Origin of the sequence: Bacillus sp. FJAT-49711, assembly GCF_018343715.1 — a bacterium.
Classification (GTDB): Bacteria; Bacillota; Bacilli; order Bacillales; family Bacillaceae_C; genus Lederbergia.
In genome coordinates this window covers 1,274,481-1,291,867 of sequence record NZ_JAGYPL010000002.1, presented here as the reverse complement: position 1 = coordinate 1,291,867, position 17,387 = coordinate 1,274,481, and the positions used below count along the sequence as shown (strand labels likewise).

At 36.5% G+C, this 17,387-nt stretch carries 19 protein-coding genes; all 19 read right to left on the bottom strand.

Annotated features, from left to right (window positions below):
• Nucleotides 1-237 precede the first annotated feature (237 nt).
• The gene (locus KHA96_RS13505; protein ID WP_213129780.1) at nt 238-2,655 is read right to left on the bottom strand and encodes a bifunctional glycosyltransferase/CDP-glycerol:glycerophosphate glycerophosphotransferase; all 2,418 of its coding nucleotides are present in this window, start codon (nt 2,653-2,655) and stop codon (nt 238-240) included.
• A gap of 171 nt (nt 2,656-2,826) precedes the next feature.
• Complete coding sequence (locus KHA96_RS13500; RefSeq protein WP_213129779.1) at nt 2,827-4,761, bottom strand: glycosyltransferase family 2 protein; 1,935 nt, start codon at nt 4,759-4,761, stop codon at nt 2,827-2,829.
• A 114-nt stretch (nt 4,762-4,875) separates the two neighbouring features.
• Nucleotides 4,876-5,697, bottom strand: a complete 822-nt coding sequence (gene hag / locus KHA96_RS13495) for a flagellin Hag (RefSeq protein WP_213129778.1) — start codon at nt 5,695-5,697, stop codon at nt 4,876-4,878.
• Between the two features lie 165 nt (nt 5,698-5,862).
• Nucleotides 5,863-6,096, bottom strand: a complete 234-nt coding sequence (gene csrA, locus KHA96_RS13490; RefSeq protein ID WP_213129777.1) for a carbon storage regulator CsrA — start codon at nt 6,094-6,096, stop codon at nt 5,863-5,865.
• A gap of 4 nt (nt 6,097-6,100) precedes the next feature.
• Nucleotides 6,101-6,538 (bottom strand): flagellar assembly protein FliW, encoded by a 438-nt coding sequence (gene fliW, locus KHA96_RS13485; RefSeq protein WP_213129776.1) that lies wholly within the window; start codon nt 6,536-6,538, stop codon nt 6,101-6,103.
• A gap of 18 nt (nt 6,539-6,556) precedes the next feature.
• A complete protein-coding gene (locus tag KHA96_RS13480; protein ID WP_249315513.1) occupies nt 6,557-7,090 on the bottom strand; it encodes a DUF6470 family protein in 534 nt (177 codons plus the stop codon).
• An 85-nt stretch (nt 7,091-7,175) separates the two neighbouring features.
• Nucleotides 7,176-8,051, bottom strand: a complete 876-nt coding sequence (flgL, locus tag KHA96_RS13475) for a flagellar hook-associated protein FlgL (RefSeq protein ID WP_213129774.1) — start codon at nt 8,049-8,051, stop codon at nt 7,176-7,178.
• Nucleotides 8,052-8,064: 13 nt separating this feature from the next.
• Complete coding sequence (flgK, locus tag KHA96_RS13470; RefSeq protein WP_213129773.1) at nt 8,065-9,540, bottom strand: flagellar hook-associated protein FlgK; 1,476 nt, start codon at nt 9,538-9,540, stop codon at nt 8,065-8,067.
• Nucleotides 9,541-9,560: 20 nt separating this feature from the next.
• Nucleotides 9,561-10,046 (bottom strand): flagellar protein FlgN, encoded by a 486-nt coding sequence (locus KHA96_RS13465; RefSeq protein ID WP_213129772.1) that lies wholly within the window; start codon nt 10,044-10,046, stop codon nt 9,561-9,563.
• Between the two features lie 15 nt (nt 10,047-10,061).
• Nucleotides 10,062-10,499: a YaaR family protein gene (locus KHA96_RS13460; RefSeq protein WP_213129771.1), complete on the bottom strand. Its 438-nt coding sequence runs from the start codon at nt 10,497-10,499 to the stop codon at nt 10,062-10,064.
• Nucleotides 10,500-10,612: 113 nt separating this feature from the next.
• Nucleotides 10,613-11,428 carry a flagellin N-terminal helical domain-containing protein gene (locus KHA96_RS13455; protein ID WP_213129964.1) on the bottom strand — a complete coding sequence of 272 codons (816 nt, stop codon included), beginning with the start codon at nt 11,426-11,428 and terminating at the stop codon, nt 10,613-10,615.
• Nucleotides 11,429-11,449: 21 nt separating this feature from the next.
• Nucleotides 11,450-11,878: a flagellar export chaperone FliS gene (fliS, locus tag KHA96_RS13450; protein ID WP_213129770.1), complete on the bottom strand. Its 429-nt coding sequence runs from the start codon at nt 11,876-11,878 to the stop codon at nt 11,450-11,452.
• Nucleotides 11,879-11,926: 48 nt separating this feature from the next.
• The gene (locus KHA96_RS13445) at nt 11,927-12,223 is read right to left on the bottom strand and encodes an EscU/YscU/HrcU family type III secretion system export apparatus switch protein (RefSeq protein WP_213129769.1); all 297 of its coding nucleotides are present in this window, start codon (nt 12,221-12,223) and stop codon (nt 11,927-11,929) included.
• Complete coding sequence (locus tag KHA96_RS13440) at nt 12,220-14,241, bottom strand: hypothetical protein (protein ID WP_213129768.1); 2,022 nt, start codon at nt 14,239-14,241, stop codon at nt 12,220-12,222. The genes KHA96_RS13445 and KHA96_RS13440 overlap by 4 nt, the downstream gene beginning before the upstream one ends.
• 209 nt (nt 14,242-14,450) lie before the next feature.
• Nucleotides 14,451-14,708, bottom strand: coding sequence for a flagellar biosynthesis anti-sigma factor FlgM (gene flgM / locus KHA96_RS13435; protein WP_213129767.1), 258 nt, complete (start codon nt 14,706-14,708; stop codon nt 14,451-14,453).
• A gap of 104 nt (nt 14,709-14,812) precedes the next feature.
• Nucleotides 14,813-15,217 carry a TIGR03826 family flagellar region protein gene (locus KHA96_RS13430; protein WP_213129766.1) on the bottom strand — a complete coding sequence of 135 codons (405 nt, stop codon included), beginning with the start codon at nt 15,215-15,217 and terminating at the stop codon, nt 14,813-14,815.
• 58 nt (nt 15,218-15,275) lie between these two features.
• Nucleotides 15,276-15,824: a ComF family protein gene (locus KHA96_RS13425; RefSeq protein ID WP_249315512.1), complete on the bottom strand. Its 549-nt coding sequence runs from the start codon at nt 15,822-15,824 to the stop codon at nt 15,276-15,278.
• Nucleotides 15,825-15,979: 155 nt separating this feature from the next.
• Nucleotides 15,980-17,188 carry an ATP-dependent helicase ComFA gene (locus KHA96_RS13420; protein WP_349305749.1) on the bottom strand — a complete coding sequence of 403 codons (1,209 nt, stop codon included), beginning with the start codon at nt 17,186-17,188 and terminating at the stop codon, nt 15,980-15,982.
• A complete protein-coding gene (locus KHA96_RS23370) occupies nt 17,185-17,319 on the bottom strand; it encodes a hypothetical protein (RefSeq protein ID WP_349305748.1) in 135 nt (44 codons plus the stop codon). Before KHA96_RS23370 ends, KHA96_RS13420 begins: the two co-directional genes overlap by 4 nt.
• Nucleotides 17,320-17,387 lie beyond the last annotated feature (68 nt).

Genomic DNA, 17,387 nt, shown 5'->3' with positions numbered 1-17,387 from the left:
TACATTAATGTAAATAAATTTAGCTAAAATATAGAGTATTCATGTAAAGATAGATACTCTAGAACTCTACCTTCTATTTTTGAGGTGAAATTTTCTTCTATGTTTATGCGAACCCTTGGGATATTATAAAATAAACATTATTTTTATCTTGAAAGTCATTTACTGTTGACTTGTCCATTTTCAGCTTTTCAAATTTTCCCGGTACCGTTTTTGAAAATAAAATAAAAAAACATACAGCTAGTTATCCCGTTTGTTAAGGGAGGAGATAAACTCCCATACTCTTTCACTAGAGTTTGAATCTTTATAATAATGCACCTTATTTTTAATCTGATTCCGAAAATCCTTATATTTCAAGGTATTATTCTTAAATCCTAAAATTTCATTTTGCAATTTTAATTGCGTTATTACTTTTGGACCTGGTGTCCATTGTTCATAAGAATCTAATATAAACCCTCTTTCAACCTGATATTCTTCTAAATCTGTCGGTGTAAAAATAATTGGCTTATCCAATAAAAGATAGTCAAAGTAAACCGAAGAATAGTCAGTTATTAATAAATCTGCAGCCCCCAAAATTTCGTAAAAATCAACGTAACTATTCATTAGATCATTTGATTTAATTAGTGACACACACGTATTCTCCCCCAGCACTTTTTCAAAATCTTGACCAAATATGGGATGAGCTTTAATTATCAACTCAAAATTATTTTCTTCTAAGAATGTTGTAAATTGTTTAAAGTCAAACTCTTCAAATCCAAAAATGTTATATATATCTTTTATACTTTTTTTCTGATCTGAAAGACGAAAGGTAGGCATATATACTATCATCTTTTGGCCTTTATCTTCCTTATCCAATAAGTTAAATAACTTTTTCCTACTGTCCTTTACATATAAAAAGTCATTACGAGGTGCTCCAGTGATAAAAAAATTATTCGGATCAACATTTATGCATTTATTTACTACTTCATTATATAGATTTGAATATGAAGATAGATAATTAAACTGTTTCCAATAAGGAGCAATTGAACTTTTATCTCGGTAATATGGATCTTCATAAAACATTTTTTTTAACGGAAATCCATGCCATAAATCAATAACAATCTTTTCGGGATTAAACCCAAACTTATCAAAACCGTATTCCATATTTGTTGTAACTATGATATCACTTTCCAATACCTTACCAACATAATCCAAAGACATACGATTTCCAGAAACAAAATCCACTTCAAATTCCTTCGTAATATAAGGTGGAATTGATTTGTATAAAGCAAAAGTATTACATCCACTAAATTCCCTATATGTAAGTAAAATTTTTGGTTTTTTCTTACTAATTTTAGTTTTCCGTATTTGGCTCTGGTTATTAATTTTTAGTTCACCAAATGACCAATTGTCATTTTCTTTAACCATAGAAATTTTCATTAAAGTTGTTTTCATATTCTCAACTAAATAAAAATGAATAGTGACTTTTCCTTGTTCCTTACTATAGTAATGTATAGTAGGATAACAAACAGAGTAATCATTTTCTGTTACTATATTACAGCTAACAAGGAAAGGGTTAATTTCTTTTAAAAACAAATCAATAAAATAGTTTTTAGTTTTATTTTCGTATTTATAATCAATATTTCCTTGATTCTTTTTATCCCTGATGAGCCTTAATAATTGAATATAAAGTCGTTGATTTTCTGAATTAAAATACTTCATGTACAACTCCCCATTATCAAAAAAGACCTTTTGGAAACTATCTGTACCTAATATCATAAAATCATCTAGTTTTTCTATCCAGCCATTTAACATTTCGATAAATATATTAAGGACTGTTTGATTATTTAACATTATAGCGCCCTCAAATATAAATCTTATACTTCCTTCTAATACCCTACTTAAATATAATAATAAAGCATAATTATCTTTATCTGGTAGAAAACCATCAACATATTTTCGACCTATTTGAAAAGAATCAAATACTGACTGCAGATTTTTTAATGGATATTTAACTGCTAATTGTGTAGCTGATTCGCCCACTTCTCTTTCCCTGTAATAATAAACTACTGATGGAGCAACAAAAATCCTTTTGGCATTCAGATAAGAGTATATTGTAAATGGCTGATCTTCAGCATATGATATCCCCTCTGGAAATGAAACTTCCTCAATTAATTCTTTTTTATAAAGTTTCCCCACAATGTATACATGAGAAAAAATCTCTGGATTTGTAAAGGTAAATATTCTTCCTTTTTTCGTTAGGCTTTTAAATTGCTTATATATATTTCCTATTCTTGTACCTTCCTTTGAAAAGTTTTTATATAATCCCAAAACTAGGTCTGCATCATTTTCCTTTGCAGTATCATAAAGTATTTCCAACGCTTGTTTTGTCAATAAATCGTCTGAGTCTACAAAGGTAATATAGTTTCCTTTCGCTATTTTTAAACCTAAATTTCTAGCAGCTGATACTCCCTTATTAAATTCTTGATTAACTAATTTTATCCAAGGATACTTATCAGCATATTTAATTGCAATTTCCTTTGTTTTATCTGTTGAAGCATCATTAATAAGGATAATCTCAAGATTTTGATAAGTTTGATTTACGATAGATTGAATCGTTTTTTCTATATAGACCTCAGTATTATACATTGGAACAATTACACTAATTAAATCTTTCATTTAAATCCTCCTACATAAACATAAGCTCAATAAAAGTGACTTATCCGAAAATAATTCACTTTTATTAGTCGGAAAGAAAGAACACCAGTTCAAGATTCCTGATAGTTTTAAACTGACTGGAACCTCGTAAATAGGTGTTCAATAAATTCTAGATATTAAATTTAATTCAAACTATTTATTCATTAACTGTTTAGAACTAATTAACCTCTGCAAATAATTAGAATCTGGATAATGTTTTAAAGCTAGTTCTACTACTTCAACAATATCTATTGCCACATTTCTATTTTCTAAAAGTTGGAGTATTGCATTATAAATTCTAAAATCATTATTATTTTGTTCTATTGCCGTAAATGCCCATAGTAAGGCTTCTTCAACATTATCCAATTGAATGAACCAATCAATGATATTTACATAAGATTGATTGTCAAACAACTGCGTGTCCCCTAATTGACCATATAAATCAACTGCAATTTCTTTAAAGCCATGTTTATAGAATAAATTCCCAATATCTATATGCAGGGAATACTTATAAGCAATTTCAATAATTTTGTCAATTATTTCATATTTCTTTAGAATGATGCAACGATCTATTAATATTAAAAGATGATTTTTTAGTTTTTCTACTTTTACCACATTAAAACCTTCATCAAATAATATTTGCATACACTTTAATTCTTTATCTTCATCTAACAATTGATAAAAAATATCTTTTTTATTAAGTTGAAGGGCTAACAGCAGGATATCATAGGAATCTGTCCAACCTTCAGCAATAAAGTTACTAATGGAATTTTTATTTAAAAGAGATCTGGCAAAATTATACCTATTTTTTGAGATATTCATTTTGAATTTAAATCCAGTGGAAGGGTTAATGCCCCATCTTTTTAAATAATACTCAATTATATTAACTTCACCAGCATCTAGAAGAATTTTCAAGAAATAAATTCTGTTCATTTCATTTTCCATTAAAGTGCTATTATCAATAAAATCTGTGAATTTTTCTTCAGATTCATTTTTTAACAATAATTTATAGAAAGGTTGTAACGTTTCTATATCTTTATCATTAAAATTTAATGCTTGAGCATAGTAATAAACAGATTCTGATAAATTGTTATTTAATTCATTTATTCTACCTAAAATATAGTTCGGCAAATAATCAAGATAACTTAAACTTTGTACTGTAGTATATTTATGCTTTTCATTAATAAGTGGGGATAACTCATTTTCAACATCAAAAAAGCGATATTGCTTAAAATAAATCAATGCCCTTTGACTTCTAAAATCTGCCACATTAGGCCATTGATCTATTGCCCCACTTATGACATCTAAAGCTTCAGAATACCTCTTTAATTCGATTAAACAGAAGACTATTCTTTCAACAGCCATTGGTACCCACAATTTGTCAATTGATCCTTTTAATTGAAAAGACCTTCTGTAGGAAGATAACGCATCTTCTATCTTCCATTGGGTTAGAAACTCATTGGCTAAATTGAAATGGTCAAAACCATTTTTATTATTTTTATTAATTTCTTTTTTAATTAATTTTACATTTCTATCGTTTTTATTTTTCCCTTCTGTTGTATCAGATAAATAACCAGAGTGATAAATTTTTAATCCTAAAAACCCAATTGATAGCTGCCCTTCTTTTTTAAATAATTGTTCATGAATTTTTCTATGAAAATAAATATTAGAATCATTTTTATATATTCTAATCGTTGGACACTGTCCTACATTACCGCCGACATTTCCGACGAAATTTATTTGGGTAACAACATAAGCATCATAGTTAATTGTTTCCTCAGATTCTCTTAGATGTTGTATTGTTTGTTTTAGATTTTCATTATCTACATATTCGTCTGCATCTAAATAAATAATCCATTGCCCTTTGGCTTTGGATTGAACAAAATTTCTAGCCTCTGAAAAATCATTAATCCAGTCAAAATCATATATATTAGTTGTATACAGCTTAGCAATTTCCTTAGTAGAATCTGTTGAACCAGTATCTGCTATTATTATTTCGTCTACGTGGTTGTGTATGGATTCTAGACAACGTTTCAATACCTTTTCTTCGTTTTTTACAATCATACAAAGTGAAATAAAAGGGGTCAAAGATAATCACTCCTATAATAATAAATTGCCTTTATAAAAATATCGTACCAAAATATTGGTACGATATTTTTATAAAGGAGCCAGCATATTCCCTGGCTGGCTCACTTAACCATATTAACGAAGTAATTGAAGAACTCCTTGTGGTTGCTGATTTGCTTGAGCAAGCATTGCTTGAGCGGCTTGTGACAGAATAGAATTCTTCGTTTGTTCCATCATTTCTTTCGCCATATCCACGTCACGAATACGTGATTCAGCAGCGGTTAAGTTTTCTGAAGCAGTGTTTAAGTTATTGATTGTATGTTCTAAGCGGTTTTGATTCGCACCAAGGTTTGAACGGAAGTCAGATACCTCATTGATGGCATCATCCAGTGTTGAAATATGTGCAGAGATGTCACCTGCAGTACCAGTATTCAACGCAATTGAATCAATTCCTAATTCGACCTTATCCATCTTCAAAAGATTAACTGTTAATGTTTGTGTGCTATTTGCCCCGATTTGGAATGTTACTGATGATACAGAACCATTCAATAGTTTCTTAGTATTAAATTCAGTTTGTTCAGAAATACGATCAATTTCATTTCTCAATTCTGTGAATTCATCATTTAAAGCTTTTCTATCCTCTGTAGTTGTATTTGTATCATTAGATGCTTGTACAGCTAATTCACGCATACGTTGTAAAATGCTATGTGTTTCGTTTAATGCACCTTCAGCAGTTTGAATTAACGAAATACCATCTTGTGCGTTTTTAGAACCCATATCCAATCCACGAATTTGTCCACGCATTTTTTCAGAGATTGCAAGACCAGCTGCATCATCCCCAGCTTTGTTAATACGAAGACCAGAAGCAAGTTTCTCCATCGATTTTGATTGTGCGTTTGTTGCACTACCAAGTTGACGATGTGTGTTTAACGCCGCAATATTATGATTGATAATCATATTCTTTTTTCCTCCTTGAATGTGCGACTCACGTCCTTGTGAATCGTTTGTTTATTTTTGCGAATGTTGAGGATCGGCCGCTCCCTGTGATTCGCTTCACTAGTAATATCGTCATGGTTCGAGAAAGTTTAATAGTTTTTGATATTTTTTTATAAAAAAATAAATCTAAACTTTTTTATTTTTCGCCTTCGCCAAAATCCCAAACAGATCACTAACTTCTGCAGATGCTGCGGTATTTTCGCCTTGGATATCTAGCCACACTTCTTTCCGATGGATTTCCACATTTTTCGGAGCGTTGATACCTATTTTAACCTGATCTCCTTTAATTGAAGCAATTGTGATTTCGATGTCGTCGCCGATTTGGATGGATTCGCCTTTTTTTCTTGTTAGTACGAGCATCTCGTCACCCCTTTGCCAATTGCCCGAAGAGTGGGTGTTTTGTTTGATAGTTTTCGTTATTTAGAATTACTTGCTTCGCCGTATTCTTTTTAATATTTACTACGATAGGTGCTTGCAAATTGGCGGTACTCTCTTCGAATGGATCATGCACAGTCAAAATAACGAATGCACTCACGTCGGCACCACTTCCAATCCCCAACTGTTCCACCGTATTTTCATCCAAGCTAAAATCATAGTTTTCAAAAAAACTATACGGATCCGCGACCACAAAAGCCAGCCCAGCTGTTTCAACTGATTGCATAATCGAAACGGAACTCATGTCAGGCAACGGCAGCAATGTAAATTTCTTTTCATCTGGAAATCCCGGGATTCCTTTTTCAAACGTTAAAATATCCTTTTCTTCGATTTCGACTTCGCCGTGGTATTTAGTTTGTATGTTCATAAGTTCACGCTCCACTTTTTATTTTACAAAGTCAATTTTAAGGTTGTTGTGTTGTCTTACATAAATATTAACATCTCCCGGAGTATAAGAAATAATTGGTTTCCTCTCTCTCGCATCAATGATCGGTTTTCTCGTCTGGAATTGAATATCCGTTTTACCAGGTTCATAATGAATTTTAACAGAAAATGGAGAAGGAACCCAAGTGATATTCGTGTCTACAGGTTGCCGATTCGCTTTTCGCTTTGCTTGTTCTACTAAAATATTCCGTCCTGAATGAATATCAAGCATTTCATCGCCTTCTCTAGACACTCGGGCAATGCCTTCCATTAGTTTTTGCTTTCCCCTTGCAGCATTTTCCTTCACTCGCTGAAAAATACCTTTTATATCCATATCCTCCCATGCTTGCGTTTGATCAATTGTTAGCCGACCAGGAATCGTACGCATTTTCATGTCTGCAAGAGGCTGCTCGATATGAAGATCCGCATTTGGCTGCTGTATCGATTGTCTATCAGGCACTGTATCCATCCCTATTTTCGCAAACTGAGATTCCATTCTAATTTGTGGGATTTGCACATGTACCAAGCCCCTTCTTGTAAAAGTAAAGGGATGTCCCAAACAAGAGAGCATCCCTTTTATCTTATCTTAAAAAGTCCATTAATGTTGGCTGAATGATGCGTGCACCTACGGACATTGCCGCAGTATGTACCGCTTCTTGCTGTTTAAATTCCATCACTACTTTTTCAAAATCAATATCCTCGTTGTCAGACATGATTCGTTTGGCGATGATTTCTTGATTATCAATTCGCTCTTCCATGAAATCTAATCGATTTGTCCGTGCTCCTAGCTCTGCCCTTGCTGAAAGCATTTTATTGGCACTGGCATCTATTTTATCTAAAAAGCCACCAATCGCTTGTGTATCACCATTACCGAGTGCTGTTTCAAGATCATCTAACATCTTAAAAACATCCCCATTTTCTCCAAAAACTTGATCACCATTCAGGTTGACTGGAACAAATATTCCTTTAGCAAGTTCAAACTCAACGTTTTTCGAATTAAATGAAACATTCCCTGCACTATCTACAGGCGGGGTTAATGTATCCGTCCCATTAAAAATATATTTATCTCCAACTTTTGAATTGGCAATGGATTTGATATGAGATTTTAACTGGGCGATTTCTTCTTTGACTGCCTCAAGCTGGCCTTCATCATACGTTTCGTTGCTTGCTTGCACGGTCAGTTCGCGAATTCGCTCCAACACCTTGCTTGCTTCCCCAATTGCGGAGTCCGTCGTCTCCACCCAGTTATGTGCTTCCGAAAAATTGCGTTTAAACTGTTCAACTTCTAGCACATTCATTCGGTAAAACATCCCTTTCATCGCAACAACTGGGTCATCAGATGGACGGGAAATTTTTTTCTGAGTCTGAATTTGATTAAATAGCTTATCAAGACGACCATAGCTTAGATTAATGTTATTCATAACATTTTTAGATATCATTCCATTTGTTACTCGCATGATTCACACCCCTTTATCTACCGACAATCCCCATGCCGTTAATAATTTTTTCCAACATTTCGTCTACGACTGAAATCATTCTCGCAGATGCAGAATAGGCATGCTGGAACTGAATTAAGTTCGAAAATTCCTCGTCAAGTGACACTTCACTTATTGAGCGGCGGTTATTTTCAACTGAGCTAAGCAAAACTCCTGTGTTGTAATGGAGACGGTTAGCTTGTTGACCTTTTACGGCCATTTCACCGATTAATCCCTCATAAAAGGATTGTAAGGTGCCGGATTCGATTTCAAGATCTAATGTGTCTCCGCCAATCGTTACTTTGGAATTTGTAACGACGATATCTTTAACTTTCCCGAGATCCAATGCATTTTGTCCGTTCCCTTTTTCATTTGCGACAGAAGAAGCTGCTACTTGTGAAGGCTGCGTTATGGCTACGCTTATTGAACCTGCAGCCCCTTTATAAGAATTTGGATCAGTGAAAGAGAAAAAGTCAATTCCTTCTTCTCCATTCAAATCAAAGCCTTGTTTATGAACAGCATTAAAAACTTGAGCGAATGAATACGCATATTTATCAAGCTGATCTAAAATTTCCGGATATAAACCAGTCGCATCATCTTCATTTCCATATGCATAGATGAGAGCAGCTAATTTCCCTTTGCTTTCAGGTAAGTCAAGATTATCAATATCTTTTAATTCTGAAGCTTCATTACCTTGTACAAGATTTATTTTATTGCCATTACCATCGACGATGAAAACATCTCTGCCTCCGTCGGCGATGGACAAAGAATTTCCACCATAATGAATATCAGAAGTTTCAATAGGCACGAGCTTTGATAGCTGATCAATTAAACGATCGCGTTCATCGTATAAGTCATTTGGCAAATACCCATGGGGTTCAACTTCACTAATTTGCTTGTTGATGGAAGCAATTTGGGTAGCAAGGTTATTAATTTCCCTTACTGTTGCATCCAGTTCTTTTTTTGTATCGTTTCGCAGTGTTGTTAATGAACGGGAAATGTATTGGAATGTTTCTACTACCGCTGTTCCACGTTGAATGACAACTCTTCTTGCTCCTTCGTTTTCTGGATTTGTGCTTAAATCCTGCAACGATTGCCAGAATTGTGCCATTGCTTTTGATAATCCGTTATCACTTGGTTCATTCATAACGTCTTCAATTTTTGAGATTGATTGAGCTAATGTCTCGTAATAACCGAATTTATTGTTTTCACCCCGGAACTGTTCATCGACAAATCGATCACGGATTCGTTCAATCGTTCCGTCTTTAACCCCCGTTCCCAATTGTCCAGGGATTTGTGGACGATTTAAAGATGCAGCGGGATAAGGTGTCGTTTGTTCAAAATTAACGCGCTGACGGGTATATCCGGGTGTATTCGCGTTGGAAATATTATGGCCAGTGACGTATATGGCACTTTGTTGTGTATACATGCCGCGTTTCGCCGTTTCAAGCCCCATAAATGTAGAACGCATCGCTTGTCCTCCTTTAAATATTATGCTTTCGAATCAAAAACCGATCTCCCGATATTTGCATTATCACTTACTTCATTTTGCGTTTTTGTATAATTCGGCAGTTCCTGTTCAGGTGCAAGTAAATCAAGATTTAAGTTTATAAACTGTAATGAATATTGTAGGAGTTGCTGATTGAGTGCATTCGTTTCTTGTAATTCTAATATCACATTTGATAGCTTTTCTTGTAATTCCGAAAGCTTATTTTTGTCCAGACCTTCCAGTTTCTGAATAAGTTGTGAGACGGTCGTTCCTTTATCGCCATTTGATAAAATCGCTGTTGCCTGCTGTCTCTTGTTCTCTGCTATTTGAATGGATGTGGCAAGTTTCTGTTCTTCTCGAAGCAACTTGTCCAAACTTTTTATGTCATTTGCTTTTATCACTTCTGTTTTTTCTATAGCTGTTTCATATAATTGCTGATGCAAAATCAGCAGCTTTTCCATCGATTCTATGAGTAGCTGGACCGACATGTTGGTCCCTCCTCTTTAAGTGTAAATATTTATAAGCAGTCCCTGTATTTCCCCGACTAAGCTAAGGATTTCAAGCCCTTTTTCTTCTTTGTCAAGGACAGTATTTGCTAAATCAATCAGCTTTTTGTCAACTTCTTTCACGATTTTATACACTTTCGTGCGCCCCCGCCAATCAAGACCACGCTGTTCTTCAAGCTGCAATCCGTTTTTGACGGCGTCCTCCATAAAAGATTTGACAAGCTGCTTATATTTTTTAAAATCTTCAATTGTTTGTGATTTAGCAAGTTTCTGGCCTTGCGCTTCGATATCTTGGCGAAGCTTTGCCATTCGTTCATATACGATATTTTCTCGCCCTTTAGCCATTACTTCGGAAAAACGAACCGATTCTGTTGCTTGCTGTTCCTTTTTCTGCACGCTGTTAATTCCCGGTTTTTCGACTCTGCGCACTTCCATGAAAATCACTCCGGACTTCTTTTTACTATTTTAACATTGAGATTTTCTACTGATTATTCACAATGAATAGTTACCCAGCCTCCCTTACAAGGAAGGCAGGAAACTATAAAATATTATTGCAACAACTGTAAGATTCCTTGCGGCAATTGATTCGCTTGAGCTAGCATTGCTTGTCCCGCTTGGTTCAATATATTATTACGTGTAAAGTTCGTCATTTCAAGCGCCATGTCAAGGTCACGAATGCGTGATTCTGCAGCAGTTAAGTTTTCGTTTGCTGTTTGCAGGTTTGTAACTGTGTGTTCGAGACGGTTTTGATAGGCACCGAGTTTTGCACGTTGGTCGGAGACAAGTTTGATAGCCTCGTCAAGTGTATCAATAGCTTTTCCAGCATCATCAGCAGTATTAACTTTAAGGCCAGTTATTTTTAATTCATCGGCAGTCATACCATCCAGCTCTACTTCCAATGTATCCTCATTATTTGGACCAATTTGGAATTTAAAATTCTCAGTATTTGTCCCATCAATCAGGACTTTTCCATTAAACTCAGTTTTTTTAGCTATTCTATCAACTTCTTCAATTAACTGATCAATCTCTAGCTGGATAGAATCTCGGTCATCATTTTCCAACGTCCCATTCGCCGCCTGCACACTCAACTCTCTCATTCTCTGCAAAATCGAATGCGTCTCATTTAATGCACCTTCTGCAGTCTGAATCAAAGAAACGGCATCTAGCGCATTTCTCTCTGCCATTCCTAATCCGCGAATTTGCGAACGCATTTTTTCGGAGATGGCAAGTCCAGCCGCATCGTCAGCAGCACGGTTAATTCGAAGTCCTGATGAAAGCTTCTCTAAGCTTTTCGAAGTGCTTGCCATTGTTTGGGATAGATTTCGATATGCATTTAACGCTTGTATATTATGATTGATTCTCATGTTTTTCTTTCCCTTCATCGATTAATCGCGGTTTGTGACCATAACATTTTTTTCATAGGCGCTTGTTTTCCGAAAACGCTCGCGCTGTCCTTCTGTATTTTCCATTTGCATCGCTTCGTTCCAGCTACTTGCCAGTTGCTCCATTATGCTTAAAACTTCCTGTAAAATAGGGATGTCTTTTTTCAAATTGCCCAAGATTACTTCGTTTGCCATATAGTTATAGAGCGTATCAAGTTGGTCCGCGATGATGCCTGCTTCGTAATTCAATCCAACTCCTAGGCGCTCGATTATATCATTCACTTTTTGTAGATTCGTATTGGCTTTTGGATAATCTTTTGTTTCAATACATGTGATCGCTTCTTTTAAATGATCAATGCACGCTTCATATAGGAATGCAGTAAGTTGCTGTGGTGTCTTTTGATAGATTAATTCTTTTGATAAAAAATCCATTCGTTTCTGCCTCCATTCATATTTCATATCGGATATTGCGAGCAATTTTTAATAGTGTCGATCCATTTCCTCAAGTAAAAGTAAAATTTCTGCAATAACGGTGTACAGTTGAGGCGGAACATTGTCACCGAGATCAATATCCAACAAGTGTCCTACTAAATTAGCATCTTCTTGCATCATGATTCCATGTTCATTCGCAAGCTCCATTATTTTCGTAGCAATTGCGCCTGTTCCGTGAGCTACAACTTGGGGAGCCTTGTCATGTGACTCATCGTACCGTATGACTGCTGCTGATGGTCCATTTTTCAAACGACGATTTTTTTGATTAAAATACGTTGGCATCATACCGAAAAATCATACCCTCTTTCTGTAAAACTAGGGGTTTTACTTTGTTCCTTATGTTCGTCAGCTTTTTCTACAGGTGTTAGCTTTGTAAATTGTATGGCACCGATTGTATAGCCAATTTCCTCAAGTCTTCCTTTTGCTGTTTTCACGAGAGGCTCCATTTTATTTTGGAAGCCGATTCGATCATTTTTAATCGTAACAGACAGGGTTTTATCAACAGCTGTCAGTAAAATTCCGACATCACCCATTCGCTTTGTTTCTAGCAAAAAGTATAAGCTGCAATTTTCCCAGTCAATTTTTTGTTTCGACTGACTGGATTTTAAAAATACCTTTACATTCTCCAATTGATCTCGGAGTATGATCGGAAGTGTGAATAACATCGTTTGCAGCCCAGAGCTATCCGTCTTGCTCATAAGCTGTTGCCCTGTTAGATTGTTCAAAGCCTGCTCCGCTTTTTGGCTTGCCGCATTATTCCCTTCAGCCTGAATCAGTCTTAGCAAACTATTTTTCAAAGAGGATTCTGCCTCTGTCCGGGATACGTCTCCTGAAACAAGGCGATGAGCAATATCCGAATCATATGTCAGTCCCATTCTCCTAATATATTCGAAAGCGTGCCGCGCAGTCGGTTCTTGTCTTATTGTTTGGTAAGGTTCTTCAAATGAACGCATTAATTCTTTTTGGAGTGGAAGTCGCTCCAAATTCAATAATTCATTTGAGACGAAGTGTTTCACACGCTGATCCGATGGCTGGAATATTAACTTATCCATTGTGCTTCTCACTTGGCTCACAATTTCACTAGCTTTTGAAATTTCTCCTTTTCCAAGAAGTTTTCTGGCTTCATGCAGCTGTGAACTTGCTTGCATCAGCTTTTTCTCGGTTCCCATATCTGTGTATAACATGAAATCACTTTTTAAGATCGCATTATCAAGTTGTTTGATCACTGCCTCTAAGGACGGCCTTGCTTGAATGGGGGCTTGCCTTATTAGATTTTCAGCCATACGCAAAGTATTGGATATATCTCGCTTAATGTCCTTAAAATCGAGTGCTGCCTGCGATAGTTTTTTCGTGATAGTGGTGACGATCAAATCTCGGGATTGTACGGGTATCGCTGATAAAATGTCATTGCTCATTCGATAAGCAAATTCTGCTTCTTGTTCAGGTGGCTCATTTTCCACAAGATCATTCAACGCTGTTGCCAATTCCTGCCTCGCAGCAAGCTCCCTGCCTGAGGATTGAAACTGTTCCGCCCTATCCACTGCTTGCTGTATTGAAGCAGGAAGCTCCAGTATCCCTCTAATAAATTGAATAACATTCGAAAGATTAGATGATGTTCTCACCTGCTTCAAAGCTTCACGAATGGCAAACTGCAATTCATTAACCTCGGAGGACGTAGTATTTCCTTGTTGGACACTGCTCATAAGATTCACATGGCTAACTCCACTTCTTACAATAGAAGGATTTTGGATTTTAAAATCCTGATCTATCTCAGCTGCCAGTTCATTTAACACTTCCCCCAACTTACGACCGTGCAGCGCTTCATGTACCGCATTAATTTGCTTCGGAGTAAAGTCAAGCTGCTTCTTTGCAATACTAATTATGGTTTCCAGCCTCTGCTCAGAGGTGCCCGGTCCCTTTTCTATGTACGCTCTTATATTGTTCAGTGTTTCCCTGCTAATTGGAATATGATATTGGTTTAGTACTTGGATGGCTTGCCTTAAACTTTCTGGAAGTGGTTGGCCAGCCACAGCGTTAGGAGTAGGAGCAGCATTTTGAGATGCAACTGCCCTTACAATAGGAATTTCCTGCTTTCCATCTACTATTTGCAATGTGATTTTCCCGGCATCAGGCATATTCCCCTCAAACTTTACATGCATGTCTTGGCCTTTAACCTGTACAATCGCTTCGTTATTCGGCAGCTTTTCAGTCACTGTAGCGGTGTATGTTCCACCTTCTTTTATTGTTTGAGGAAGGTTAGCTTGTGGGAAAACTGCTGTTTTCGTTTCGTTTTGAATTTGCATTTTTCCAGCCTCCTTTACATAAAACAAAAGAATCTGCAACCCAAAGATGCTGGGGCAGATTCCCTTTGATCTTGGATTCAAACGACGGCAGCTTTAAATAGAGCCGCTAAAATTAGGCTCTTTTCCCTCTTCGTCGCGTTTCATTAGCTGCTCCTCCATGAGCAATGCTTCGAATCCATTCGATTTGTCGCTGACTATTTAATTAAACTTTATAATTTGTAAAATTTCGCAATACCTTTTGCAACTTCTTTCAAGTCCACTTTATAGTTGCCGTTTTGGACTTGATTTTTTAATTCCGCCACTCGCACTTCCCGTTCCTTCACGATAGACGGAAGTTTCTGCATTTCTTTTGCTTCAGCAGAGATTTCCACCTTATCTGTTTTGGCGGTTGCGGGCTTTTTCTCCAGCTTATTTAGTTGCTTTTTATACGGGTTCATCTCCACTGATCGAAAAGGATTAATTTTCATTTCAGTCCCTCCTAACTTTCCATCTAGTTGGAACAATTTGTCTTGTACTTTTATTATCGGGTGTACGACAAAAAAGTTTACTGGATATTTTCGCCAAATTTCTACTATTTTCTACGTTCCTGCGAATAATAAACCGATTTATGCAATTTTTCAACGCGTTCTTGTTCCATTTCAAATGTTTCAAGCTCACCTATTATACCTGTTGCACATCCTTCACATATCAGGCCTTCACGAATAATTTTCCCACATCGATCACAAGGATAACCTAAGTTAGGAAATTGTGCTGTATGTAATCGACCACGCTTGACCCATTTATACAACAATTTTTCAGGAGCACCCGTTGCCTCGGAAACACTTTCTATTCTGGCTGCTCTATTCTCTTTCTTACGTAAAAATCGGTATACTTTATCAAAAAGTGCTTCTTCCTCGCGGTAACATTTATCACATACATCACGAACTGAATTTTTCACATAGACCTCGCCGCAGTTCGGGCAATTTAATAAATCCATTGTATAAACCCCTTTTAACCATCCTCTTATTGTTTTTATCGGCAAAATTTATTCTTTGTTAACCCCTTGCAATCGTCAATGAACGAACTTGTTTTGCTCCAGCCTGTTTCAATATTTTGGATGCTTGTCTAAGAGTGGAGCCTGTCGTGTATATATCATCGATAAGCAGAATACTTTTCCCTGGAATCATAGCTGGTTGTTTTACATCGAATACTTGTTGTTGTAAGAGGCGCTCTTCACGTGACTTTTTTGATTGTTTTTCCGAGTGGGTCCGAATTAGCAGGTCCCATGTGATGAATCCCGTCTCACGTGCGAGGGCCTCTGATTGGTTAAACCCACGTTCCTTTAGACGCTCATCACTTAGCGGAATCGCAACGAGGAGATCATATTCGAGGGATTTCAATTGTGCGGATATTTCCGGGGAAAAAGCTTTTGCCAACTCATAGTCGCCACGGAATTTGAATTGTGCAATAAGGTCTTTTAAAAAATGATTATAAACATAGATAGAAATATTTTTATCAAGTGTGCCTTTCCATCTTGGGTCCTGCTCCCATCGAACACAGTCTAGACATGTTTGCTGAGAAATGAATTTAGAATCAAGTTCCATTAAAGGTCTTGAGCAAATAGTGCAAGGTTTTTCGTTAATTGGTTTCAGTTTTTCTCTACATTTTATGCATAAAGGCGAGTCTTTTCTCGGAAAAATTATTTTAACCCAATCCATTTCATTCATTATTAGTGCGTCACAGTATAAGCAATAGTTTGTCATTTATCGATCAGCCCCTTTCGCAAAGCTTCTTTGTTCATATTATCGATATGAATAAGTGCGCGTATCATTGCTTTCGTTCGCCCGTGATGGAAAAAAGTGATATTCCCTGTTGGAAACTCTGAACTCCTACCGACTCGGCCCGCGATTTGAACGAGAGCCGCTTCCGTAAAAATATCATCCTCCGCTCCAATAACAGCAACATCGATATTCGGAAATGTCACTCCCCTTTCTAATATGGTTGTTGTGAGTAGTAACGGAATCTTTTTTTGTCTCATTTTTTCAACTTTTTCTTTTCTTAAGGGATCTTCAGCGTGAACAGATTCAATCCCTGGATGTAGTTTGCGAAATAGCGGGAGTGCTTTTTCCATCAGTTCTATATGGGGTAAAAAAAGGAGTGCCTGCTTGTCCGAATTGAGCCGTTCCTTTATCCAAGCTGTGGCAATTTTGGGGATTCTGCCTTTTTCCAATTGATTCTTCCAATCGCCACACCATTTAAATGTTGGAACTGGCAGCGGCTTTCTGTGATAGCGGGCAGGGATTTTAACATGATTTCGTTTCCCTAATCTACATTCCATTTGCCATTTTTCATTTGGAGTAGCAGTTAGAAACAGGCGGGTTGCCTGCTGTTTAGTAGATTTATTAACACCCCATTGCAAGCTTTTGTCGTAAGAATACGGAAAAGCATCAACTTCATCCACGATCATAACATCAAAAGCTTTTTCAAAACGCATGAGCTGATGCGTTGTTGAAATGGTGAGTGCAGCGTATTCGTTTCGATCTTCTGTTCCTCCGTAAAGAGCGGCAACTTTTATTTGTGGAAAGACTTTTTTAAATCGTGGTGCAAGCTCTAAAACGACATCTGTTCGTGGTGTTGCAACGCAAACCCGGTATCCTGCGAGCAACGCTTTATCAATAGCTTCAAAAAGCACCTCTGTTTTCCCAGCTCCGCAAACCGCCCAAATTAACATATCTGTTTTTGTTTTAACTGCTTGGATAGCTGCTTGTGAAGCATGTTTCTGGCCGGATGATAGTTCTCCATCCCATGAAAGATAGGAGTAATGGAATTTGATCGGAAGATTTAGACTTGGTGTTGATGTTCTAGTCATTTTTTGACGTGGGAGTTTAATTGGAGATTTTGGAAGGTTGTTAACAGGAGGACCGCACCAAGTGTACAATGGCGTACATGAAGAAACTCGTCCCATCATAATGCATTTGCGGCAATAAAAACATCCTTTTTCGTTATTACAATTGGCACACGGATAATGTGCAAATAGCCTTTGAGTTGAATTTGCACATCGGTTACATCGCCATCTTTTTGACTTTTTAACAATTCCATGCAGCGTTTTAATGTTTCCTATGGAAATTTGCTGGTCCAACTTTTCGGGAGGAAAAGGGATTTCTGAA